Annotated in this window: 10 protein-coding genes; 5 read left to right on the plus strand and 5 right to left on the minus strand. The window is 73.5% G+C overall.

Annotated elements, in window-relative coordinates; all coding sequences use genetic code 11:
• Window positions 1-123: 123 nt before the first annotated feature.
• The 4 genes from ACFC0G_RS16485 to ACFC0G_RS16500 all read right to left on the minus strand — a co-directional run bounded on the left by ACFC0G_RS16485 (window position 124) and on the right by ACFC0G_RS16500 (window position 17,537).
• Window positions 124-333: an MbtH family protein gene (locus ACFC0G_RS16485; protein WP_376403590.1), complete on the minus strand. Its 210-nt coding sequence runs from the start codon at window positions 331-333 to the stop codon at window positions 124-126.
• Window positions 330-14,708 (minus strand): amino acid adenylation domain-containing protein, encoded by a 14,379-nt coding sequence (locus ACFC0G_RS16490; RefSeq protein WP_376403592.1) that lies wholly within the window; start codon window positions 14,706-14,708, stop codon window positions 330-332. The genes ACFC0G_RS16485 and ACFC0G_RS16490 overlap by 4 nt, the downstream gene beginning before the upstream one ends.
• Window positions 14,709-14,851: 143 nt before the next feature.
• Entirely contained in the window at window positions 14,852-15,913 is a 1,062-nt protein-coding gene (locus tag ACFC0G_RS16495) for an iron-siderophore ABC transporter substrate-binding protein (protein ID WP_376403594.1), read from the minus strand.
• A 265-nt stretch (window positions 15,914-16,178) separates the two neighbouring features.
• Window positions 16,179-17,537 (minus strand): lysine N(6)-hydroxylase/L-ornithine N(5)-oxygenase family protein, encoded by a 1,359-nt coding sequence (locus ACFC0G_RS16500; RefSeq protein ID WP_376403596.1) that lies wholly within the window; start codon window positions 17,535-17,537, stop codon window positions 16,179-16,181.
• 247 nt (window positions 17,538-17,784) lie between these two features.
• Between ACFC0G_RS16500 and ACFC0G_RS16505 the strand changes: the two genes are divergently transcribed.
• The 3 genes from ACFC0G_RS16505 to ACFC0G_RS16515 all read left to right on the plus strand — a co-directional run bounded on the left by ACFC0G_RS16505 (window position 17,785) and on the right by ACFC0G_RS16515 (window position 20,696).
• Window positions 17,785-18,732 carry a methionyl-tRNA formyltransferase gene (locus tag ACFC0G_RS16505; protein WP_376403598.1) on the plus strand — a complete coding sequence of 316 codons (948 nt, stop codon included), beginning with the start codon at window positions 17,785-17,787 and terminating at the stop codon, window positions 18,730-18,732.
• 17 nt (window positions 18,733-18,749) lie between these two features.
• Complete coding sequence (gene ddaH / locus ACFC0G_RS16510) at window positions 18,750-19,565, plus strand: dimethylargininase (protein ID WP_376403600.1); 816 nt, start codon at window positions 18,750-18,752, stop codon at window positions 19,563-19,565.
• Window positions 19,566-19,640: 75 nt separating this feature from the next.
• The gene (locus ACFC0G_RS16515) at window positions 19,641-20,696 is read left to right on the plus strand and encodes a MarR family transcriptional regulator (protein ID WP_376403601.1); all 1,056 of its coding nucleotides are present in this window, start codon (window positions 19,641-19,643) and stop codon (window positions 20,694-20,696) included.
• On the opposite strand, the gene ACFC0G_RS16520 is transcribed toward ACFC0G_RS16515, so the two are convergent.
• Entirely contained in the window at window positions 20,683-21,591 is a 909-nt protein-coding gene (locus ACFC0G_RS16520; protein WP_376403603.1) for an NAD(P)-dependent oxidoreductase, read from the minus strand. The genes ACFC0G_RS16515 and ACFC0G_RS16520 overlap by 14 nt on opposite strands.
• A 70-nt stretch (window positions 21,592-21,661) precedes the next feature.
• Here ACFC0G_RS16520 and ACFC0G_RS16525 point away from each other — a divergent pair, with 70 nt between their 5' ends.
• Window positions 21,662-22,012 (plus strand): winged helix-turn-helix transcriptional regulator, encoded by a 351-nt coding sequence (locus ACFC0G_RS16525; RefSeq protein ID WP_376403605.1) that lies wholly within the window; start codon window positions 21,662-21,664, stop codon window positions 22,010-22,012.
• 251 nt (window positions 22,013-22,263) lie between these two features.
• Window positions 22,264-23,286 carry an RICIN domain-containing protein gene (locus ACFC0G_RS16530; protein WP_376403607.1) on the plus strand — a complete coding sequence of 341 codons (1,023 nt, stop codon included), beginning with the start codon at window positions 22,264-22,266 and terminating at the stop codon, window positions 23,284-23,286.
• Window positions 23,287-23,289 lie beyond the last annotated feature (3 nt).

Below are 23,289 nucleotides of genomic sequence, written 5' to 3' on the forward strand. Positions count from 1 at the left end.
GCTCTCCAGCAGCTCGCCAGGAGCTGCTGGGAGCCGCGGGGAGCGACACGAAGGAGGGGCGTCACGACGGATCGTCGTGACGCCCCTCCTTTTGTCGCTCAGCCCTGCCGGGCGAATCGTTGCTCAGCCCTGCCGAGCGACAAGGCTCACCGGGCGCAGGTCGGTCCAGTGGGACTCGACGTAGGCCAGGCAGGCCTCGCGGGTGTCCTCGCCGAAGACGGTCCGCCAGCCGGCGGGCACGGCGGCGAAGGAGGGCCACAGCGAGTGCTGGTTCTCTCCGTTGGCCAGGACCAGAAAGCGGCCCTGCGGGTCCTCGAAGGGGTTGGTCGTCATGCGTTCTCACTCCTCGTGGATGTGACGTGGTACAGCTCGGACAGCGGCTGTTCGGAGTCCGCTGTCACCGTGCGCAGAAGGGTCTGGAGTTCTTCGGCGAGCCGGCGGGCCTTCGCGGCGCCGATCCGCTCGTGGGCGTGGACGAGCCCGCAGTGCACGGGCCCGTCGCCGCGCGGTTCGTAGAAGGAGAGCGTGAGCTCCGCCCGTGCCGTGCCGGTCGGGACGGCCTGGAGGGCGCCCACGCCGCCTTGCAGCGGGTCGAGGTCGGCCTGCTCGTGGTGGATCACCATCACCTGCGGGCCGGCCGGACGCAGGCCGGCCGCGCGGACGACCGCGTCGAAGGGGACGTCCTGCCGGTCGAGCGCGCCGAGCGTGGTCTCCCGTACGCGGGCGAGCAGTTCGGCGAAGGTCGGGTCTCCGGCGGTGTCGGTACGCAGCAGGACCGTGTTGAAGAAGCAGCCGACCAGATCCGCGAGCCGGTCGTCGGTGCGGCCGGCGACCATGGTGCCGATGGGCAGGTCGGTGCCCGCGCCGTGGGCGGTGAGCAGCGCGGCGAGCGCCGAGTGCAGGACCATGAACATGCTGGTGCCGGTGGCCTGCGCGAGCCGGTCGACGTCGGCGTGCAGCCGCTCGTCGAGGACGAACTCGACGACCCCGGCCGCCCCGCGTCCGGTGCGGCCGTCGGCCCCGGGGGCGGGGACGTCGGCCGGCAGGGCCAGTTCGCGCGGTGCCTGCCTGAGCGTCCGCCGCCAGTAGGCCAGTTGACGGCCGCCCCGGCTGTCCGGGTCGTCGAGGTCCCCGAGGACCTCGCGCGCCCAGCGGGTGTAGTCGGCGTACGTCACGGGGAGCGGCTCCCAGCCGGGTGCCCGGCCGGCGGTCCGCTCTCCGTAGGCCGTGGTGAGGTCGCGGAGGAGCGGGACCACGGACCATTCGTCCACGGCCAGGTAGTGCATGGTCAGCAGGACCGCCTGGGTCCCGTCCGTGCCGGTGAGCAGCCTGACCCGCAGGGCGGGTTCCCGCTCCAGGTCCGGTGTCTGCCCGGCCAGTTCGGCCAGTCGGGCGTCCAGGTCCGCGCAGTGCTCGGAGGCGAGCGCCGGTGCCTCGGCGGCCCGCCGCAGCACCGTGCCGTCGCGCTGCTCGGTGAACGCGGTGCGCAGCGGCTCGTGCCGGGCCGTCACGTCGGCGAGCGCCGCGGCGAGGGCGTCGGCGTCGAGGCCGCCGGGCGAGCGGAGCACGAGCGCGTGGTCGAAGCCGGGGCCGCGGCGGTACGCGTCCCACTGCCACTGCTGGACGGGCGCCACCGGCAGGTCGGTGCCGTCGGCCGCCGCGTCGTGTGCCGGGTCTGCCGGGCGCAGGGCGGGCCGGGCGGCGGTCGCGCCGTCCAGCTTGCCGGCGATGCCGGCGACGGTGAGGGCGTCGAAGACGTCCCGGATGCTCAGCTCGACGCCGAACTCGGTGCGGATCCTGCCGAGCAGCCGCATCGACGCCATGGAATGGCCGCCGAGCGCGAAGAAGCTGTCGTGGACGCCGACGCTCTCCAGCTTGAGGATCTCGCAGAACAGTTCGGCGAGCCGGGTCTGGGTCGGGGTCGCCGGGCGGGCGTCGCCCGTCATCGCGGACCACTCCGGCGCGGGCAGCGCCTTGTGGTCGAGCTTGCCGTTGGGCGTGAGCGGCAGCGGGCCGTCGAGGGCGACGACGAGGGCGGGGACCATGTACTCGGGGAGCTGCCCGGCGACATGGGCGCGCAGCTCCTGCGGGTCGAGCTCCTTCGGCGCGCCTCCCCCGGTCTCGGGTACGGCGTAGCCGACGAGCCGGACGATGTCGCCGTCGCGGTCGGGCAGGACGGCGGCCTGGGCGACGGACGGGTGGCCGGCGAGCGCGGCCTCGATCTCGCCGAGCTCGATGCGGAAGCCGCGGATCTTCACCTGGGTGTCGACCCGGCCGAGGAAGTCGAGGTTGCCGTCGGCGCGCCAGCGGGCGCGGTCGCCCGTGCGGTACATGCGGCTGCCGGGTGCGCCGAACGGGTCGGCGACGAACCGCTCCGAGGTGAGCCCCGGCTGCCCGAGGTAGCCCCGGGCGAGGCCGCGCCCCGCGACGTACAGCTCGCCGACGACACCGGGCGGCACCGGCCGCAGGTGCTCGTCGAGGACGTAGCAGCGGGTGTTGGGGTCGGGGCGGCCGATCGGCACCCGGCCGGTGGCGCGGCCGCCGTGCTCGCGGGCGGGCCAGAGCGTCGAGTTGACCGTCGCCTCGGTGAGTCCGTACGCGCAGATCAGGTGCGCGGTGGCGCCGAACCGTTCGAAGAGGTCCGGCGGGACGGTCTCCGTCCCGACGAGGACGGTCGAGCCTTCGGGCAGGGCGCAGCCCGGGGGCAGCGCCGACACCAGCGACGGCGGCAGGATCATGTGGGTGATCCGCTGGTCCGCGAGGAAGTCGGTGAGGGCGGGGCCGGCGACCCTGGCCTCGTCGGTGATGAGCACGAGCCGTCCGCCGTGGCAGAGCGCCATGGCGAGCTCGAAGGCGAAGACGTCGAAGCCGATGGAGGCGAACTGGAGGACGCTGCTGTCGTGGGCGAGACCCATCCGGTCGACGGCGGTGGCGACGAGGCTGGCGATGCCCTCGTGCGGGACGACGACGCCCTTGGGGCGGCCGGTGGAGCCGGAGGTGTAGATCACGTACGCGGCCTGGTCCAGCCCCACCGGTCCGCCGGGCGGCGGTGTGGCCGGCAGCGCGGCGAGTTCGGCCGCGGTGTCCGGGGCGTCGAGCAGGAGCACCGGGACGCCGGGCACGTCGGGGATCTTCCCGGCGACGGGCTCGGTGCCGACGACGACGGCCGCGCCCGAGTTCTCGATCATGTAGGTGAGCCGGTCGCCCGGGTGCACGAGGTCGAGCGGGAGGAACGCGGCGCCCAGCTTCAGCGCGGCGACGACCGTCGCGATCATGTCCACCGAGCGCGGCACGGCCACTCCGACGACGCTCTCGGCGCCGACGCCGCGGGCGGCGAGCAGCCGGGCGAGGCGGTCGGCACGGGCGTCGAGCTGGGCGTACGTCACCGACCGGGAGCGGTCGACGACGGCGACGGCGTCCGGGCGTTCGGCGACCCGGCGGGCGAACAGCCCGGGCAGGGTCTCCTCGTCGACCTCGCGGGGCGGGCCGTTGAAGCCTTCGAGGACCAGTCGGCGTTCCTCTGCGGAGAGGATCCCGGCCCGCGACACCGGCTGGTCGGGGGCGGCGACGAGGGCCGTGACCAGCCTGCGGAGGCGGTCGGCGACGCGCTCGGCGGTCTCCCGGTCGAAGAGTTCGGTGGCGAACTCCAGGCGGCAGCCGAGGGAGTCGGCGGCGCCGTCGGCGCCGGTGCGCTCGGTGAAGCTGAACACCAGGTCGAACTTGGCGGTGCCGATCCCGCAGGGGACGTAGGAGGCCTGGAGGCCGGGCAGCCGCAGCTCGTCGTCGGTGCGGGCGTGGTAGCCGACCATCACCTGGAAGAGCGGGTTGCGGGAGAGGGAGCGGGTCGGGTTGAGCTTCTCCACGACCGACTCGAAGGGGACGTCCGCGTGGGAGAACGCGGCCAGGTCGGTCTCCCGCACCCGGGCGAGCAGCTCGGTGAAGCTGGGGTCGCCGGTGAGGTCGGTCCGCAGGACCAGCGTGTTGACGAAGAAGCCGACGAGCTCGTCCAGGGCCTCGTCGCCCCGCCCGGCGATCGGTGCGCCGAGGGGGATGTCGGTGCCGGCGCCGAGCCGGTGGAGCAGGGCGGCGACGGCCGCGTGCACCACCATGAACATGCTGGCGCCGGTCTCGCGGGCGAGCCGCTTGAGGCCCTCGTGGACCGTGGGGTCGAAGGCGATGTCCAGCTCGGCGCCGGTGAACGCCGGGCGGGCGGGCCGCGGCCGGTCGGTGGGCAGCTCCAGCTCCTCGGGGGCGCCGGCCAGGGCCGTGCTCCAGTGCTCCAGCTGCCGGGCGGCGAGGCTGTCCGGGTCGGCCGGGTCGCCGAGGAGGCGCTGCTGCCAGAGGGCGTAGTCGGCGTACTGGACGGGCAGCGGTTCCCAGTCGGGGGCGGCGCCGTCGAGGCGGGCCCGGTAGGCGGTGGTGAGGTCCCGCAGGAAGGGGCGGTCGGACCACTCGTCGGTGGTGATGTGGTGCAGGAGCAGCGCGACGACGTGGTCGTCGGGCGCCACCTCCACGATCGTGGCGCGGAGGGGGAGTTCGCCGGCGAGGTCGAAGGGCCGGCGGACGGCGGCGTCGACGATGGCGGGCACCTCGTCCTCGGCGGCGCGCAGGTGCTCCACGACCGGGCGGACGTCGGCGGGCAGGACCCGCTGGAACGCCTGGCCCTCGCGCTCGGCGAAGACCGTGCGGAGCGCCTCGTGGCGGGCGGTCACGTCGGCGAGGGCGGCGCTCCAGGCCGTGCGGTCGAAGGCGCCGCGCAGCCGCATGACGAGCGGGAAGTTGTACGCGGCCGAGGTGCATTCGATCTGTTGGATGACCCACAGGCGCTGCTGGGCGTGCGACAGCGGCAGTTCGTCGGGCCGTTCGGCGGCCGTGAGGGCCGTCAGGGCCGGGCGGGCGGTGCCGCGCGAGGTGGCCGTGCGGGCGACGAGCTCGGCGACGGTGGGTGCCTCGAAGAGGTCGCGGATCGCGAGTTCGGCGTCGAGCGCGGTGCGGGCGCGGCTGACGAGCCGGGTGGCGAGGAGCGAGTGGCCGCCCAGCTCGAAGAAGTCGCTGTCGATGCCGACGCTGCCCTCGGCGAGGCCGAGCACCTCCGCGAAGAGCGCGCACAGCGTCTCCTCCTGCGGGGTGCGCGGGGCGCGGGTCTCGCCGGTGCCGGCGAAGTCCGGGGCGGGCAGGGCCTTGACGTCGAGCTTGCCGTTGACGGTCAGCGGCAGCGTCGCCACGGGGACGAGCGCGGACGGGACCATGTAGTCGGGCAGGCCGGCCTTGAGGTGCTCGCGCAGCCGCTGCACGAGCGTCTCGTCGACGGGATCGGCGCCCTCCTCCCGTACGAGGTAGCCGACGAGGCGCTTGGTGCCGGCGGTCTCGTGGACGACGACGGCGGCGTGGGCGACCTCCGGGTGCGCGGACAGGGCCGTGGAGATCTCGCCGAGTTCGATGCGGTAGCCGCGGAGCTTCACCTGGTCGTCGGTGCGGCCGAGGAAGTCGAGCAGGCCGTCGGGGCGCTGCCGTACGAGGTCGCCCGTGCGGTACATGCGCTCGCCGGGCTCGCCGAACGGGTCGGCGACGAACCGCTCGGCCGTGAGCCCCGCCCGGTCGTGGTAGCCGCGGGCGAGGCCCGTACCGGCGATGTACAGCTCGCCGGGGCAGCCCGGGGGGACGGGCCGCAGCATCGTGTCGAGGACATGGGCCCGGGTGTTGCGGATGGGCAGGCCGACGGTGGGCGTCGCGCTGTCGGTGGTGGAACCGCCGAGGGTGTTGATCGTGTACTCGGTCGGGCCGTACAGGTTGTAGCCGTACGTGCCGTCGGTGTCGCGCAGGCGCGTCCAGACCGTGTCGGAGACGGCCTCGCCGCCGAGGAGGACGAGCGCGGGCCGGTGCCGGCCCGCGCCACTGCCCGCGCCACTGCCCGTGGCCTCGTCGCGGTCGAGCAGCCCCTCCTCGATGAGGAGCTGGGCGTAGGTGGGCGTGACGTTGACGACGTCGACGCGGTGCTCGTCGCAGTACGCGACCAGGGCCTCGGCGTCGCGGCGGAGCTCCTCGTCGCAGACGTGGACCTCATGGCCCTCGACGAGCCAGAGCAGCTCCTCCCAGGACATGTCGAAGGCGAAGGAGACGGTGTGCGCGATGCGCAGGCGCCGTCCGCCGGCCGAGGCGATGGCCGGGTCGAAGATCTCCTTCTGGTGGTTGAGCTGCATGTTCGTCAGACCCCGGTAGGGGGTGACGACGCCCTTGGGGCGCCCGGTGGAGCCGGAGGTGTAGATGACGTACGCGGGGTGCTCCAGCCGGTCCGGCACACCGCGGGCGAACGCGGGCCGCTCGGCGTCGCTGATGCCGTCGCCGGGCAGCGCGGCCAGTTCGGCCGCCACGGCCGGGTCGTCGAGGAGGAGCTCGGGGGCGACGGGCCCGTCCTCGCCGCGCAGGGTCGGGGCGACGGCGGTCGTGGACAGCAGGCACAGCGGTCCCGTGTCCTCGGCCATCAGGCGGAGCCGGTCGGCGGGGTGGTCGAGGTCGAGCGGCAGGTAGGCGGCGCCCGTCCGCAGGACGGCGAAGAGCGCGGCCACCATCTCGATGGAACGGGGCAGCGCGAGCGCCACGACCGTCTCGGGTCCGGCGCCGCGGGCGAGGAGCAGCCGGGCGAGCCGGTTGATCTGCGCGTCCAGTTCGGCGTACGTGAGGGCCCGGTCGCCGAAGACGAGCGCCACGGCGTCGGGGGTACGGGCGACCTGGGCCGTCAGCATGTCGGCGACGGTCTCGTCCGGTACGTCCTCGCGGGTGGCCGCGCGGCCGGAGTCGAGGGCGGCGCGCTCCTCCGGGAGCAGCAGGTCCACTCCGGCGGTGCGGGCGGACGCCGTGCCGTCGAGGGCCTCGCCCAGGCGGTCGAGGGCCGTCGTGAAGCGGGCCAGGATCGTGGCGGCGGCCGCGGCGTCGAAGAGGTCGGGCCTGGCCGCCAGGGTCACCCGCAGCCGCGCGCCGGGCGTGACGATCAGGGTGAGCGGGAAGTGGGTGCCGTCGACGTTGGAGACGCCGGTGATGCCGTGCCGTGCCCGGAGTTCCGCCGCGCGGTCCTCGCCGTCGGCCGAGCGGAGCACGAAGAGCGTGTCGAAGAGGCGGCGGTGGCCGGTCTCCTGCTGGAGCGTGCCCAGGCCCACGTACTCGTACGGCATGACGGAGGCGCGCTCGTTCTGCATCCGCCGCAGCAGGTCGAGCAGCGGCTCGTCCGGGGCGAAGGCGACGCGGGCGGGGACGGTGTTCAGGAACATGCCGATGATGCCGGCCACGTCCGGTACGTCCGCCGGGCGCCCGGCGACCGCCGTGCCGAAGGCGACGTCGCCGCGGCCCGTCATCGCCGAGAGGACCAGGCCCCAGGCGGCGTTCAGGACGGTGTTCAGGGTGAGTCCGTGGCGCCGGGCGAGGGCGCGGAGCCGGTCGCTGCTCTCCTGGGTCAGGTGGGCGTCGAAGTCGGCCGGGATGACGGGGCCGGCGTCGCGTCCGGACGGGGCGACGAGCGTCGGTTCGTCGAATCCGGCGAGCGTCCCGCGCCAGGCGTCCAGGGCGGCCGCGGTGTCCTGGGCGTCGAGCCAGGCCAGGTAGTCGCGGTACGAGCCGGGCCGCGCGAGGCCGGTGGCGTCGCCGGCCCGCTCGTACAGCGTGAACAGCTCCTCCAGGAACAGCCAGGCGGACCAGCCGTCCCACAGGATGAGGTGGTGGGTGACGACGAGCCGGTCGCGGCCGTCGCCGAGGCGGATGAGCAGCAGGCGGCAGAGCGGGGCGGCGGACAGGTCGAAGCGCCGGCGGCGGTCGGCGGCGAGCAGCTCCTCCACCCGGGTCCGCTGTTCCTCCTCGGGCAGGTGGCTCAGGTCCTCCTCGGTCAGCGGGATCTCGGCGCCGTCCGCGATGAACTGCACGGGCCGGGGCAGGCCGTCGCTGGTGAATCCGGCGCGCAGGCTGGTGTTGCGCGCGAGGAGGGCGCGGCAGGCGGCCCGCAGGCGGTCGGCGTCGACCCTGCGGTCGAAGTCGAGGGCCTCCTGGGACTGGTAGACGTCGAGGGCGTCGCCGGCGTCGTAGGTGGCGTGGAAGTACATGCCCTCCTGGAGCGGGGAGAGCGGCCAGATGTCCGCGACGGGGAGCCCGGCGGCGGCGTGGACGCGCTCGGTCTCCTCGGCGGTGAGCACGAGCCCGCCCAGCGGCGCCGGGGCCGGTTCCGGGGCCGGTGCGGAGGGCTCCGGGGGCGCGGCGGCGGTCAGTTGGCCGAGCAGGGCCTTCAGAGCGGGGTCGACGGCGGCGCCGGACTGCTGCTGGAGGGCCAGGACGGCCTGGAGCGCGGCGGCGGCCTGCCCGGCGTCGGTGGCGGAGACGGTCACGCCGTCTGAGTGCACGGGTACCTCGGTTGTCTGGGATGCGGTGGGGTCGGCCGGCGTCGCGGCCGGAGTCGCACTCGGGGCCGTAAGCGCGGCCGTCTCGGCGAGCGCGGCGGGGGTGCGGCACGCGAACACGTCGCGCGGGCTGAGCGTCAGCCCCCGCTCGCGGGCGCGGGTGGCGACGGTGATCGAGGTGAGGCTGTCGCCGCCGAGGACGAAGAAGTCGTCGTCGACGCCGATCCCCGGCACGCCGAGGACGTCGGCGAAGATCGCGCACAGGGCGCGCTCGCGCTCGTCGCGGGGCGCGCGGCCGTCCGCCCGGGGTGCGGCCTCGGGGGCCGGCAGGGCGTTCTGGTCGAGCTTGCCGCTGGGCGTCAGGGGCAGTTCGGCGAGGACGACGACGGCGCCGGGCACCATGGGGGCGGGCAGCGCGTCGGCGAGCGCCGCGAGGAGCGCCCCCTGCTCCGGGGCGGCGCCGGGGGCCGGGACGGCGTAGCCGACGAGGGCGCCGTCGCGGACGGTCACGGCGGCGCGGGCGACGCCGGGGAGTGCGGCGAGGGCGGTCTCGATCTCGCCCAGCTCGATGCGGTTGCCGCGGATCTTGACCTGGCGGTCGGTGCGCCCGAGGTACTCGACCGCGCCGTCGGCACGCCGCCGCACCAGGTCTCCGGTGCGGTACATCCGGCTGCCGGGCTCGCCGAAGGGGTCGGCCACGAACCGCTCGGCGGTAAGACCGGGCCGGTGGTGGTAGGCCCGCGCCAGCTGGACGCCCGCGAGGTACAGCTCGCCGGGCACTCCGTCGGGCACCTGCCGCAGGAACGGGTCCAGGACGTGGAGCCGGGTGTTCCACACGGGTCGGCCGATCGGGACGGCGGGCTCGTCGCCGCCCTCGTACGGGAAGTACGTGACGTCGACGGCGGCTTCGGTGGGGCCGTAGAGGTTGTGGAGGGGGACGGGTCCCCGGCCTTCGCGGGAGGTCCGGGACGTGAGGTCCCGCCAGCGGCGGGCGTCGGCGCCGGTGAGCGCCTCGCCGCTGCAGAACACCCGGCGCAGGCTCGCAGCCCAGTCGGGGAGGTCCGTGGCGGACTCCGCGACCTGGACGAACGCGGCGAGCATCGACGGCACGAAGTGGGTCGTGGTGACGGCCCGTTCGTGGATGAGGCCGGCCAGGTAGGCGGGGTCGCGGTGGCCGTCGGGGCGGGCGAGGACGACGGTCGCGCCCTCGGTCAGCGCCCAGAAGAACTCCCAGACCGACACGTCGAAGCTGGACGGGGTCTTCTGGAGGACCCGGTCGTCGGCGGTCAGCCGGTACGCGTGCTGCATCCAGGCGAGCCGGTTGACGATCGCCCGGTGGGTGACGGCGACGCCCTTGGGCCGGCCGGTGGAGCCCGAGGTGTAGATCAGGTACGCGGGGTGGTCGGGTCCGGCGGCTCGCACGGGCGCGTCGGGGGCGGCCCCGTCCCGCTCCTCACCGTCGACGAGCAGGTGGTGGAGGTCCGGGACGGCGGGCAGCCGGCCGGCGGCCTCCGCCGTCGTCACGACGGTACGGGCGCCCGAGTCGGTGAGCATGAACGCGACCCGGTCGGCCGGGTAGTCGAGGTCGACCGGCAGGTAGGCGGCGCCCGACTTGAGGACGCCGAGGAGCGCGACCATCAGCTCGGCCGAGCGGGGCACGGCGACGGCGACGTACTGCTCGGGGCCGGCGCCGCGGGCCCGGAGCCGCCGGGCGAGCGCCTCGGCGCGCCGGTCCAGATCCGCGTAGGTGAGGGTGGTGTCGTCGAAGACGACGGCCGGGGAGTGCGGGGCGTCCGCGACCCGTGCGGCGAAGAGGGAGGCGAGGGTCGCCTCGGGGACCGGGTGCCCGGTGGCGTTGAGCTCCGCGAGGTGGTCCCGCTCGCGGAGGGAGAGTATGCCGGTGCGGCCGACGGGGCGGGCGGGTTCGGCGACGACGGTCCGCAGCAGGGCGGTGAAACGGCAGGCGAGGACCGCGACGGCGACCTGGTCGAGGCGTGCCGCGTCGTGCTTGAACCGCAGCAGCAGCCCGTCGTCGGCCGGCTCGACGACGAGCGCGAGCGGGTAGTGCACGGCGTCGAGGATCTCGGCGCCGGTGACGAGCGGCTTCTCGGGACCCTGCCCCGCGGTCCGGTCGCCGGTCGGGTAGTTCTCCACCACCACGAGCGTGTCGAAGAGTTCACCGCCGCCGCCCGTGACCCGCTGGATGTCGGCGAGGCCGAGGTGCTGGTGGTCGAGCAGGGCCGCGTGCTCGTCCTGGACGCGCCGCAGGAGGTCGGTGAGCGACTCGTCGGGGCGCAGGGTCACCCGCGCCGGAACGGTGTTGATGAACAGGCCCACGGCGGCGTCGAGGTCCGCGACCTCCGTGGTGCGCCCGGAGACGGTGGTGCCGAAGACGACGTCCCGGCTGCCGGTGAGCGCGCCGAGGAGGAGGCCCCAGGCGCCGTGGAGGACGGTGCTCAGGGTCAGGCCGTGGCTCCGGGCGTAGGCGGTCAGTCCGTCGGCGAGGTCCTGGGGGAGCCGGGTGTCGACGTGCTCGGGGCGGGCCGGCGCGTCGGCGGTGCCCGGGCTGGAGAGCTCGGGCAGCCGGGTGGGCTCGTCGAGCCCGGCGAGGGCCTGCCGCCACGCCTCGCGGGCGGCGTCGCGGTCCCGGCCCGCGAGCCAGGCCAGGTACGGCTCCGGGGCGACCGGCTCCGGGAGCGTGAACCCCTCGTACGCGGCGGCCAGTTCGCGGAGCAGGACGGAGACGGACCAGCCGTCGGCGACGATGTGGTGGAGGGTGAGGAGGAGCCGGTGGCGCTGCCCGTCCCTGATGAGGGTGGCGCGCAGCAGCGGCGGCCGGTCGAGGGCGAACCGCTCGGCGCGGTCGGCGTGCAGGAGCGCGTCGAGTCCGGTGGTGGCGGTGTCGGCCTCCCGCCACGGCAGGGTCACGTGCTCGGCGAGCCGCTGGACGATCTCGCCGCCGGGCAGCTGGCGGAACGACGCGCGCAGCAACGGGTGCCGGTCGAGGAGAAGTTGGAGGGTGGCGCGGAGCCGGTCGGGGTCGACGGGGCCCGCGAGGTCGAGGAGTTCCTGGACGACGTAGAGGTCCTTGGCCCGGTCGTCGAACTCCGCGTGGAAGAAGAAGCCTTCCTGGAGCGGGGAGACGGGCAGGGCGTCCGCGTCGAGCTCCACCGCGCGGGCCGGGGCGGTGGGGGTCTCGCCGGTGGTCCGGGCGGCGCGGGCGAGAGCGGCCACGGTCCTGTTCCGGAACACCTCGCGCGGGGTGATCGCGAGCCCGGCCTCGCGGGCGCGGTGGACGAGCTGGATGGCGACGATGCTGTCGCCGCCCAGTTCGAAGAAGCTGTCGTGGACGCCCACCGACGGCAGGCCGAGGACCTCGGCGAACAGCGCGGCGAGCGCGGTCTCGGCCGGGGTGCCCGGGGTGTCGGCGCCGGTCAGGGCCGTCCACCGGGGCTCGGGCAGGGCCTTGCTGTCGAGCTTGCCGTTGGGAGTCAGCGGGAGCGGTCCTTCGAGGACGACGACGGCCGACGGGACCATGTGGTCGGGGAGCGCGTCGGCCACGTGGGCGCGCGCGGCCGTCACGGCGGCCTCGGCCTCCGCGCCGGCCGCCTCCGCGACCAGGTAGGCGACGAGGCGCTTCACGCTCCGGTGGTCCTCGCGGGCGAGGACGGCGGCCTGGGCGATGCCCGGGCAGGCCATCAGGGCGCTCTCGATCTCGCCGGGCTCGATCCGGTGGCCGCGGATCTTGATCTGGCCGTCCGCGCGGCCGAGGAACTCCAGGTTGCCGTCGGCGCCCCAGCGGACCCGGTCGCCGGTGCGGTACATGCGGGTGCCGGGCTCGCCGTACGGGTCGGCGACGAACCGCTCCGACGTCAGCCCGTGGCGGCCCAGATAGCCGCGGGCGAGGCCGCGGCCGGCGACGTACAGCTCGCCCTCCGCGCCGACGGGCACCGGGCGGAGGGCCGTGTCGAGCACGTAGGCGCGGGTGTTGGGGTCGGGCCGGCCGATGGGGGCGGGGCCGGGCCGGTCGGGCTCGGCGAGCCAGAGCGTCGAGTTGACGCTCGCCTCGGTGAGGCCGTACGCGACGACGACCCGGAGCCTGCCGTCCCAGCGGGCGATCAGTTCGCTCGGGACCGCCTCGGTGCCGACGACGAGCACGGCCCCGGCGGGGAGTTCGCACTCCTGCGGCAGGGCGGAGACGAGCGACGGCGGGAGGATCATGTGGGTGGCGCGGTGGCGGGCGATGTAGTCGGTGAGCGCGGGGCCCGCGACGCGGCGCTCGGCGGGGACGACGATGATCCGGCCGCCGACGCACAGCGACATGATCAGGTCCCACACCGTCACGTCGAAGCCGACGGAGGCGAACTGCACGACCCGGCTGTCGGCGGTGATGCCGATGCGGTCGGTCGCCGTGGCGACGAGGCTGCCGACGCCGTCGTGCGGGACGACGACGCCCTTGGGGCGGCCGGTCGACCCGGAGGTGTAGATGACGTACGCGGCCTGGTCGAGGGCGACGGTGACACCGGGGTCGGTGTCGGCGAGGGCGGCGAGCGCGTCGGCGGTCTCCGGGTCGTCGAGCAGGAGGTGTGTGACGCCCGTGGGCCGCGGGAGTTCACCGGCGAGGTCGCGCACGGTGAGGACGGTCCGGGCCCGGGCGTCGTCCAGCATGTAGGCGATGCGGTCGCGCGGGTGGTCCGCGTCCAGCGGCAGGTAGGCGGCGCCGGCCTTCATCACGGCGAGGAGGGCGACGACGAGTTCGGGCGAGCGCGGCAGGGCCACGCCCACGACGTCCTCGGCGCCCACGCCTCGGGCGGCGAGGAGCCGGGCGAGCCGGTTGGCGGCGGAGTTGAGTCCGGCGTACGTCAGCTCCCGGTCCTCGCAGACGAGGGCGACGGTGTCGGGCCTGCGACGGACCTGCCGCTCGAAGGCGGCGGGCCAGGAGAGGTCCGCGACCTCGCGCGGGGCGACGCCGAACTCGTCGAGCACCAGGGCGCGTTCGGTGTCGGAGGTGACGTCGAGGTGGCCGAGGGGGCGGTCGAGGTCGGCGGTGAAGTCGCGCAGCACGGCGAGGAAGCGGCGTTCGTGGTCCGCGAGCTCCCGCTCGTCGCACGCGTCGGCGTCGGCGTCGAGGTGGACGGTGACGCCCCGGCCGTGCCGGGTCTCGGCGAAGGTGAAGGCGAGGTCGCTGACGGGCCCGAGCCATTCCGGGCGCAGCTCGGCGTCGAGTTCGGCGCCGCCGGCCGCGAAGCGGAGGCCCTCGGAGCGCGGCAGGACGTTGACGGTGGGGCCGACGAGCTCCGGCACGCCGTCGACGAGGCCGAGGTCCCTGGCCAGGTCCTCGGCGCGGTAGCGGCCGTGGGCGACCGCGTCGGCGACCCGGTCGTGGACGTGGGCCACGAGGGCGGCGCCGGTGGCGGCGGGCCCGGCGGCGAGGCGCAGCGGGAGGATGTTGGACACCATGCCGGGGACGGTCGCGGAGACCTCGTCCCGGCGGGCGGTGATCGGCAGGCCGAGGACGAGGTCCTGCTCGCCGCTGACGCGGTGGAGGTAGGCGGCGACGGCGGCGACGAGGACGCGGGACGGGCGGACGCCCGCGCTCCGGGCGGCGGCGTGCAGCCGGTCGACGTCCTGGGCGGCGAGTTCCGTCGTACGCCGCAGGCGTCGCGTCATCGGGGACGCGGCGCGCTCGACGAGGCGTACGGGCTCGGTCCTGCCGGCCATGCGGTCGGCCCACCAGGCGCGGTCCTGATCGTGCCCGTCCGACGTGCGGTAGGCGCGGTCGGCGGCGACCAGGCCGGCGAGGGTGCGGTCGCCGGGGGCCGGCGCCTGCTCCCCCGCCGTGTAGAACTCGCCGGCGCGCCGGGAGACGAGGGCGGCGCCCATGCCGTCGTTGACGATGTGGTGGTAGCGCTGGACCCAGAGGACGTGGTCCTCGGCGAGCCGCAGCAGCGCGTGCCCGGAGAGCGGTCCGTGGGCGAGGTCGACGGGCCGGTCCCGGTCGGCGGCGGTCCACGCGGCGGCGGCCTCCTCCGGGTCGGCGGCGGCGCGCAGGTCCACGACCGTGAGGTCGAGGGGGTGGGTGCGGGGCGTCTGGCGCGGTCCGTCGCTCCCGGAAACGACGTTCACCCGCAGGCACTCGGCCTCGTCGACGGCCCGGCGGACGGCCGCGGCGAGCCGGTCGAGGTCGAGGTCGCCGCGGAGGTCAAGCGTGAACACGATGTTGTAGGCAGAGCTGTCCGGCTCCAGTTGCTGGGCCAGCCAGATACCGGATTGCCCGCCGGTGAGGGGGAGCCCGTGGGCGGACGTCCGGTCCGACTCGACGTCAAACATCGTACGAAGTGGCCTTTCCCTGGAGGTGCGTCGGTGTGAGTGGTCCCGGTCGCGACTCGACGGCGTGGCGGGACCGCCACGCCGTCGGTAGGACCCACGCTCCCTGACGCTGCGTCAGCGACGAGCGGGTCAGCGGTGCGTCGTCACTTGATGGCCGCGAGCAGCGGCTCGATCTCGTCGATGGCGTACGGGATCGACAGGACGGTGTTGAAGGAGAACGCGGCGCCGATGTCCGGGTCCTGGTAGGGCACGAACAGGTCGCGCTTCTCCTGGTTGACCTTCAGCTTCTTGTAGAGCGGCTCCGCCTTGATCCGGTCGTTGGCCTCGGTGCTGGAGGTGACCCAGACGAGCCGGTCCACGTCGAGGACGTTCAGCTTCTCGGCGCTGAGCTCGGCGACGTTCCAGCCCGGCTTGGCCAGGCCGTCGATCTCCGGCTTCAGCTTGAAGCCGAGCCCGGAGAAGAAGATCGCCTTGGGGTCGGTCCTGGTGAACGCCGAGTACTTGCCGGCCTCGAAGGAGTCGGCGACGGTCAGCGTCTTCTGCGCGAACTCGGGGTGCTTGTCGCGGACGGCCTTGAAGCGGGTGTCGATGTCCGCGATCAGCTTCTCGGTCTCGGCGTCCTTGCCGAGCGCCTTGCCGATCTGCCGGGTCATGACCTGCCACGGCGCACCGTAGTCGGGGTGCTCCTTGGGCTGGGCGACGACCTTGGTGAACTTGGAGAGCGTGTCGTACTGCTCCTTCTTCATCCCCGAGTACTGGGCGATGACCAGGTCCGGCTTGAGCGCGGCGATCTTCTCGATGTTGTACTCGTCGCGCTCGCCGACGATCACCGGCTTCGTGTCGCCCCACTTGTCCTTCGTCCAGGGCCACTTGCCGTACGGCTGCTCCTTGAACCAGTCGACCGAGCCGGCCGGCTCGACACCGAGCGCGAGCACCGCATCCTGGTCGGAGAGGCCGAGGGTGACGATCGTCTTCGGCTCCTTGTCGATCGTCGTGCTGCCGTACTTGTGCGCGACCGTCACCGGGAACGCGGCGGGCTTGCCCGCTCCGTCGGCCGACGCCGGCGCGGAGGGCGTGGAGGACGAGCCGGACTTCTCCGTCCCGCCCCCACAGGCGGCGAGTGCGAGCGCCGCCACCGCGAGGACGGCCACGCGGGGAGCGGATCTGGCGAACCGCGCGAGCGCGGGACGTGCACCAGTGGACACAGACTTTCCTTTCACGGGGATTCACAGTGCGTGCCGCCCCCGCCGGGCGAGAGCGCTGCCCGGCGGGGAAGCGGCGGGTGTTGCGTGGGGGGGGCGCGGAGAGGTGCGAGGGGTGCGGCACGGGGGTTCCTCGCGGGGGCCGGTCCCGGCGGACCGGTTCCAGCGGACCGGGTGTGGCGCAGACCGGGCCTCGCGGACCGGTTCCTGCGGACCGGGCCTGAGACGGACCGGCTCCAGCGGGCCCGGGGCCCGGCGCGAGTCGGGTCTAGCGGGCCGTGCCGACGCCGTCGGCGACCGGCCGGTTCTCGCGGGCGGCCGGCACGGCGGCGGGGCGGTGGCCGACGATCGAGTCGAGGATCTCCCCGACCCTGATCGCGGTGTTGGAGAGCAGCGACGACGTGATGCCGTGGGTGTGCTCCGTACCGCCCTGGAGGTAGATGCCGCAGCGCAGTTCGGGGTCGGTGGCGACGCGGTAGTCGCGCTCGACGCGTATGCGGCCCTGCTCGTCGCGGTGGCAGCGCTCGGCGACGTCCCCGAGGAGGCCGAGCGGGTCGGCGGGGCTGTAGCCGGTGGCGAGCACGACCACGTCGGCGTCGAGCGTGGTCTCCTCGCCGCTGACCAGGGACCTGACGGTGGCGCGGGCTCCGTCGGGGCCGTCCTCGACGCCGATGAGCCGGGAGATGTTGAGGAAGCGCAGCCGCTCGGTGCCGAGGACCTTCTCCTGGTACGACTGCCGGTACAGGTCGTCGATGAGGTCGATGTCCACCACGGAGTAGTTGGTGTTGCCGTGGTACTCCATCAGCTTGCGCTTGACGTCGTCGGGAGCGGTGAAGTACTCGTCGACCGCTTCGGGGTCGAAGATGCGGTTGGCGAAGGCGCTGTCGTCGGCGGGGCTGTAGCCGTAGCGGGAGAAGACGGCGCAGATCTCGGCGTCCGGGAAGCGGCGGTGCAGGTAGGCCACGTTCTCGGCGGCGCTCTGCCCGGCGCCCACGACGACGAACCTCTCGGGGGCGGTGCCCTCCAGGCCGTCCACCTTGGCCAGCAGGTCGGAGTTGTGCCAGACGCGGTCGCTGCGCTCGATGCCCTCCGGCATCCGGGGGCGCAGTCCGGTGCCGAGGACGAGGTTGCGGGCGCGGTGGACGACGAGCTCCGATCCGGCGCGGGCGGTGACCTCCAGGTACTCCACCACGCCGTCCTGGACGACCGGTTCGACGGCGATGATCTCGTGGCCGTACGAGACCATGTCGTCGACCTTCGCCGCCGCCCACTCGAAGTAGTCGTGGAACTCCACGCGCAGCGGGAAGAGGTTCTTGTGGTTGACGAAGTCGATCAACCGCCCCTTGCTCTGCAGGTAGCAGAGGAAGCTGTACTCGCTGGACGGGTTCCGGAGCGTCACGAGGTCCTTGAGGAAGGACACCTGCATGGTCGCGTCGTCGATCAGCATGCCGCGGTGCCAGCCGAAACACGGCTGCCGCTCGAAGAAGTGCGCGGTCACCGCCTCCTCCCTGCCGACGCGTGCGTTGTGCTCGCTGAGCGCCAACGCCATGGCCACGTTGGACGGCCCGAAGCCGATTCCAATGAGGTCGTGGACCAGAGGTGTGTCGCCAGGAAGAACCTGAGACATGTCACTCCCATCGTGCGTGCCGCCTGTGGGGGGCGTGGCAGGGAACAGGGCATCGGGGCACACCGGAGAGGGCGACCCGAGCGGAACTTAGGTAAAGCTAACCTGATTTGATGGCGCCTGTCGACGGGGTGTCGCGAACAGCACCGAAACCATGGCTTCGAACAGCCTTGAAACATCACCCAGTTGTGATGTTAGGTAAGCCTTGCTTTACTTACGCCGATCAATCGCTCTTCCGAGGAGGAAGCCCATGCGGGTCGTCATGTTCGGTTATCAGACCTGGGGCCATCGCACCCTCCAAGCGCTCCTGGACTCCGAGCACGACGTGGTGTTGGTCGTGACGCACCCCAAGAGCGAGCACGCGTACGAGAAGATCTGGAGCGACTCGGTCGCCGACCTGGCGGCGGAGCACGGCGTGCCCGTCGTCATCCGCAACCGGCCGGACGACGAGGAGCTGTTCGAGCGGCTCAAGGAGGCCGATCCGGACATCATCGTGGCCAACAACTGGCGTACGTGGATCCCGCCGCGGATCTACAATCTCCCGCGCCACGGCACGCTGAACGTCCACGACTCCCTGCTGCCGAAGTACGCCGGCTTCTCGCCGCTGATCTGGGCGCTGATCAACGGCGAGCCGGAAGTGGGCGTCACGGCCCACATGATGGACGAGGTGCTCGACGCCGGCGACATCGTCCGGCAGGAGTCGGTGGCCGTGGAGCCGACCGACACGGCGACGGACCTGTTCCACAAGACGGTCGACCTCATCGCCCCGGTCACGATCGGCGCCCTCGGCCTGATCGCCTCCGGGCAGACCGAGTTCACCCGGCAGGACAGGTCGCAGGCCAGCTTCTTCCACAAGCGGGCCGAGGAGGACATCCGGATCGACTGGAGCTGGCCCGCCGAGGTGCTGGAGCGCCTGGTCCGTGCCCAGTCCGACCCGTATCCGGCCGCCTTCACCTTCCACCGCGGAAGGCGTCTCGAAGTCCTCTCCGCCGCGGTCTCCACGGGCCGTTACGGCGGGACGCCCGGCCGGATCTTCTACCGCGAGGGCGACGGCGTCGTCATCGTCGCCGGAGCCGACGCGCGCACGGGCCGCAACCACGGCCTGGCCGTCACCCGCGTCCGCACGGACGACGGCCGCGAGCTGTCCGCGGCCGAGTACTTCACTTCCATGGGCGGCTACCTCACCGGCCGCCCCTGACATCGAGGACCCTCACCATGCGTACCGCACGGCCTCGGCACTACCTCATGTGCCGGCCCACCCACTTCGACGTGGTCTACTCCATCAACCCCTGGATGGACCCGGCGAAGCCCGTCGACACCCAACTGGCCATCACCCAGTGGGAGAAGCTGCGCGAGGTCTACCTGAGCCTCGGGCACACCGTCGACACGATCGACCCCCTCCCCGGCCTCCCCGACATGGTCTTCGCCGCCAACGGCGCCACGGTGATCGACGGCCGGGCGCTCGTGGCGAGGTTCCGCGACGCCGAGCGCATCGCGGAGGGCCCCGCCTACCACGACTGGCTGCGCGACAACGGGTTCCCCGACCTCCGCACCGCCGACGTCGTCAACGAGGGCGAGGGGGACTACCTGTTGACCGGCGACTGGCTGCTCGCCGGTACGGGCTTCCGCAGCGACCCGCGCTCGCACGACGAGGCACAGGAGTTCTTCGGACGCCCCGTCATCGGACTGACGCTCGTGGACCCGGACTACTACCACCTCGACACCGCGCTGACGGTGCTCGACGAGCGGACGATCGCGTACTACCCGGCGGCCTTCTCGCCGGGCAGCCTCGCGGTCCTGCGGCGCCTGTTCCCCGACGCCGTCATCGCCACGGCCGAGGACGCGGCGGTCTTCGGACTCAACGCGACCTCGGACGGCTACAACGTGGTGCTGCCGCACAACGCCACAGGAATGACCGAGCAGTTGCGCGCCCGGGGCTTCCACCCCATCGGCGTGGACCTCTCGGAACTCCTCAAGGCCGGTGGCAGCGTGAAGTGCTGCACGCTGGAGCTGCGGACGGCCGCCGCATAGCCACTGACGTGCCCCGGAAGGTCCCGGGGTGCGTCGCTGAATGAATATTAGGTTAGCCTCACCTAAGGATGAGTCATGGAGCAGTCGGTCGTCTCCGGGACGGCACACGACCCGGAAGGCAAGCAGTTCGCCTTCGTCGGCCTCTCGAACGTACCGACCGACTGGGCGCGGGTCCTCGCGGCGCTCGCCGGTACCGACCTGACGCTCCCCGCGCTCCCGGGCGAGACACCGGTCGCGCCACCCGCCACCGGTGCCCCGGCGCGCACGACGCCGCCGAGCGTCCTCGACCTCCACGCGTACCTCCTGACCGCCATCGGCAAGGCCGCGCGTCGGCGCCTTACCGACCGGCTGGCCGCCCGGGGGCTCCGGCTGTGGCACCTCACCGTGCTGGCGCTGCTCGGCGACCTCGGCCCGCAGATGAAGACGGCCCTGGCCGCCCGGCTCGACATCAACGCCAGCGACCTCGTGAAGATCGTCAACGACCTGGAGCGGGCCGGGCACGTGGACTGCGTCCGGGACCGCTCCGACCGGCGCCGCGTCGTCGTCGCACTGACCGACGAGGGCAGGGCCGCACTCGCCGACCTCAGCGCGGACATCGCATCGGCGGACGACGAGATCCTCGCCCCGCTGAGCCCGGGGGAACGCGACCAACTGGGCTCCCTGTTACGGCGGGTGCACCGCCACCTCGAACCGGCACCGGCCGGCGTCGTGCACGAACCCGCGGGGAGCGACCGTCCCCGAGGGCGGGGCGCCGACATCCCCGCACGGACCCACTCCGTCGAGGACGGCCGGATCGACTGGTCCCTTCCGGCGGAGTCCCTCGCGCGGTTCGTCGACGCCCGACGGAACGCGTACCCGGCCGCGTACACCCACCACCACGGCCGGCGGCTCGACATCCTCGCCGCCACGGTCACGCGCCACACCTACGCCGGAACGCCCGGACTGGTCCTCCACACCGAGGACGAGGGCGTCGTCATCGTCACGGGAGCCGCCGCCCACACGGGCCACAACCACGCCCTCGCCCTCACCCGGGTCCGCACGGAGGAGGGCCGGGAGGTCGCCCCGGAGGAGTGCTTCGGGGCGACGGACCCGGAACCCGTCGGCGAGCGCCGAACTCTCAGCGACGGGTGAGGACTTCGGCGATCCGGATGAAGCCCTCGGCGCCGTGGCCCAGGCCCACCGTGCGGCGCGCGAGCCCCTCGGCCGCCCGCATCACGCCCGCGTCGATGCCGTGGGCCTCGGACGCCTGGACGATGTGCGCCATGGACGACACCGCGGACGTCAGCGGATTGCCCTCGCCCGAGTAGGCCCCGCTCTCCAGGTCCTCGGCCAGTTCCTGGAACAGCGGCGGCAGGATCGCGCCGATGCCCTGGGCGAACGGGGCCAGTTCGCTCGGCGAGACGCCCTCCGCCCTCGCCAGGGCGACCGCGTGGACGTACCCCGCCATCGACGTCCAGAAGATGTCGAGCAGCGCGATGTCGTACGCCGCCGCCCGGGCGATGTCCTCACCGAGGTGCGTGTGGCTGCCGCCCAGGACGTCGAGCACCGGCCGGTGTTCGGCGTAGAGCTCGGCCGGGCCGCTGTGCAGGAACACAGCCTGCGGCGTGCCGATGGTCGGGGTGGGCGTCATGATGGCGCCGTCGAGATACCGGATGCCGTGATCGCCGGCCCAACGGCCGGTGTCCCGGGCCCGGTCCGGGGTGTCGGCCGTGAGGTTCACCAGGGTGCGGCCCTTCAGCGCCGCCGTGACGGCGACCTGACGGAGTACGGCGTCCGTCGCGTCGTAATTGACCAGGCAGACGACGCTGAGCGGGCTCGCGCCGACCGCTTCCTCGACCGTCGCCGCCCCGATCGCGCCCCGCGCGACCAGCTCACGGTCCCGGCCCGGGGTGCGGTTCCACACGGTGGTACGGACCCCGGCGGCCACGAACGCACCGGCCAGCGCACGGCCCATGGGGCCGAGTCCGACGACCGTCACGGACGGCACCTCGGACGAGGTCGGGGAGGAAGAAGGGGAAGAAGACATCGCGGAACTCCCTTGTACATGAGGTAAGAAGAAAAGACATGACCGAGGTACGAGGACGGGGACGAGCACGATGACGCGTGGCCGGGCCGCAGACACGGAGGTCTGCGGCGTGACCGCGGCCGTCGCAGTGATCGACGGCAAGTGGAAGACCCTGCTGCTCTGGATGCTCGAATCCGGCCCGCACCGGCCCGGTGAGCTGCGCCGGCGGATCCCGGCGATCAGCGAGAAGGTACTGACCCAGGCCCTGCGGGAGATGGAGTCGGACGGCCTCGTGCACCGCGAGGTGCACGACGTGGTGCCGCCGAAGACCGTCTACTCCCTGACCGACTTCGGCCGCGAGCTCTCCGACGCGCTGGCGCCCCTCTCCGACTGGGGCCACCGCAGGCTGGACCGGCTCGCCGAGGAGCGCGCCGCGTCCTGACCGTTCGACCGTCTCCTTTCCCTCTCCGTTCCCTCGGCCACCACCAGGTTCTCCCCGCGCCCCTCCCCCGGCAAGTACCCACAAAAAGGTGGGTGTGCCGACGGCACTCCGGCGGCCGTCGGCCGGCGCCACGTCAACCGGCGGCCTCGGGGTCCTTCGGGAGAGTGCTCCTGTTTGCCACCACGATCTGCCGCCCCCTAGGGTTCTGACCTGCTGGAACACCATTTGTCCCTGCGGCGAAGGGCGCCATCATGGCTGCCGACCGGCCTGACGACCAGGAGCCGGCCCGCGCGCTGGGCAGGGCGCTGCGCGACCTCCAGCGGCGCTCCGGATGCACGCTCCGGACCCTCGAAACGAGCGTCCGCATCAGCGACTCGTCGCTGTCCCGGTACTTCCTCGGCAGCACCGTTCCCCCGTGGTCCACGGTGCGTGCCCTGTGCGAGGTCCTCGACGGCGACCCCTCCGCGTACCGGCACTTGTGGGAGGCCGCCGACCGCAGCCAGCGCAAACCGGTCCGGCGTCAGCCGGGCGAGGGCGGCGAACCGGGCGGGGACGTACCGGTTCAGGACGCCGGTACGACGGAGGTGGAGGCGAACGCGGAGGCGGACGCGGAGGCGGACGCGGAGGCGAACGCGGAGGCGAACGCGGAGGCTCCGCAGGAGGCCGCCGCGTCGCAGGACGCCGACGGGCCCGCGATCGCCGCCGAGGCGTCGGACGCCGTCCTGCCCGAGCCGGCGCGGCGCCCGCTCTCCGTGCGGAGACGGCACGTGGCCTGGGCCGTCGCGGGGGCCGCGATCGGCCTGGTGATCGGCGTCGTGAGTGCGGTCCTGGTACTCGCCCGGCCGCAGGCCCCGGCAGGCGCCGGCGATTCCTCGGCGGGCGCACAGGGCGCGTCCGCCACGTCCGCCACGTCGGAGATCACCCGCATCTTCGTGAGCCGGGCGACGGGCGCGTGCCTCGACGACAGTCTCGACCAGGGCACCCGGTCCTTCGCGTGCAACGGCATGTCGTACCAGCGCTGGACCGTCCGCACGACGGAGGACGGCAGCACCCTGCTCAGGAACCACGCGACGGGAGAGTGCCTGGACCACCATCCCGGCGGCCTGACCACCACGGTCTGCGGCTCGTCCGCGTCACAGCGGTGGACCGTCACCGCGCGGGACGACACGGCGGTCGAGGTCAGGAGCACGACGGCCCGGCACTGTCTGGCCGACAGCGCGGGCGGTCTGCGGGTGCTGCCGTGCGACGGGACGACACCTCAGAAGTGGGCCTGACGC

This window comes from Streptomyces sp. NPDC056169 (genome assembly GCF_042268445.1).
Taxonomy (GTDB): domain Bacteria; phylum Actinomycetota; class Actinomycetes; order Streptomycetales; family Streptomycetaceae; genus Streptomyces.

Excerpts from the sequence above, each read along its gene's own strand:
- ACFC0G_RS16490 (WP_376403592.1), bottom strand. The coding sequence starts at position 14,708 with ATGTTTGACGTCGAGTCGGACCGGACGTCCGCCCACGGGCTCCCCCTC.
- ACFC0G_RS16500 (WP_376403596.1), bottom strand. The coding sequence starts at position 17,537 with ATGTCTCAGGTTCTTCCTGGCGACACACCTCTGGTCCACGACCTCATT.
- ACFC0G_RS16515 (WP_376403601.1), top strand. The coding sequence starts at position 19,641 with ATGGAGCAGTCGGTCGTCTCCGGGACGGCACACGACCCGGAAGGCAAG.
- ACFC0G_RS16520 (WP_376403603.1), bottom strand. The coding sequence starts at position 21,591 with ATGTCTTCTTCCCCTTCTTCCTCCCCGACCTCGTCCGAGGTGCCGTCC.
- ACFC0G_RS16505 (WP_376403598.1), top strand. The coding sequence starts at position 17,785 with ATGCGGGTCGTCATGTTCGGTTATCAGACCTGGGGCCATCGCACCCTC.
- ddaH (WP_376403600.1), top strand. The coding sequence starts at position 18,750 with ATGCGTACCGCACGGCCTCGGCACTACCTCATGTGCCGGCCCACCCAC.
- ACFC0G_RS16525 (WP_376403605.1), top strand. The coding sequence starts at position 21,662 with ATGACGCGTGGCCGGGCCGCAGACACGGAGGTCTGCGGCGTGACCGCG.
- ACFC0G_RS16485 (WP_376403590.1), bottom strand. The coding sequence starts at position 333 with ATGACGACCAACCCCTTCGAGGACCCGCAGGGCCGCTTTCTGGTCCTG.
- ACFC0G_RS16530 (WP_376403607.1), top strand. The coding sequence starts at position 22,264 with ATGGCTGCCGACCGGCCTGACGACCAGGAGCCGGCCCGCGCGCTGGGC.